This is a genomic window from Bradyrhizobium sp. Kon58, assembly GCF_055807455.1.
This window is the reverse complement of record NZ_JBVVOT010000219.1, coordinates 1-366: the sequence shown is the minus strand read 5'-3', so window position 1 is coordinate 366 and position 366 is coordinate 1. Positions and strand designations below refer to the sequence as shown.

1 protein-coding gene is annotated in these 366 nt (G+C 59.6%); it reads left to right on the top strand.

Annotated features, from left to right (window positions below; all coding sequences use genetic code 11):
- Nucleotides 1–366: hypothetical protein (locus AC0L20_RS40195; RefSeq protein WP_473295700.1), on the top strand; the 366-nt coding region annotated here is incomplete at both ends.

Here is a 366-nt window from a genome sequence, read left to right as displayed (position 1 = left end):
CCCGCATCGACCTGGCCTGGCTGGAACGCGCTATCGACAGTCTTGGTGATACCACGGCGGCGGCGCGCAATGACTATAAGATTCATCGACTGGTGATTGACGGCGAATGGGTCATGGGCGTTTACCTGTTCAGTCATTCCGATTACCCGGTTCTGCTGTACACCCCTAACGCCCCGGACGGTATCGAGGTGCGTGAGGCGAAGCTGTTCAATTATTGGCTGAAAAAAGTCGATGGCGTGTCGGGTTATCTGCATGACCGCGTGGCGGTCAACGGCCAGGTTCGCGTCGCGAGCTTCCTGGAAACCGCGCGCAAAGGGCTGCCGGAGACGATAGACCCCACGACGCCAAGTCCTGCGCGCCATGACC